General features: G+C 55.8%; 1 pseudogene. It reads left to right on the forward strand.

What is annotated here, in order from left to right:
- A pseudogene (locus tag H6B31_RS16900) lies at positions 1-300 on the forward strand (antirestriction protein ArdA); the annotation flags it as partial.
- Positions 301-335: the final 35 nt, after the last annotated feature.

A 335-nucleotide genomic window follows, 5' to 3' on the forward strand; every position in this document is an offset into this window, starting at 1 on the left:
GCAACAAACTGTACGGAGATTTCCCAGGCGTTGGAGCTGAGAAATCAGTTGGATCAATACATACTGGATCCGGAAATCTTCTCTCCAGAGGACCAGGCCCGGAGCGAGCTCGCTGCCATGCTGCCGGAAGCGGATGCTCAGGTGGTGGCCAGTCACTTGAACCTATACGCCTATGGCAGCGAGCTGATGAAGGAAAACAACAGTGTCCAGACGGACTACGGCCTGCTGGAGCGGCGGGATGGGCAGCCCATTCAAGCTATGGAGAAACCGCACCTGGAGATGGGGGGAATGAATCGTTGAAGCAGCAGGAGAGACTTTTTCATCTGCTGGACGGC

It is taken from the genome of Pseudoflavonifractor capillosus (genome assembly GCF_016899775.1).
Taxonomy (GTDB): Bacteria; Bacillota; Clostridia; order Oscillospirales; family Oscillospiraceae; genus Lawsonibacter.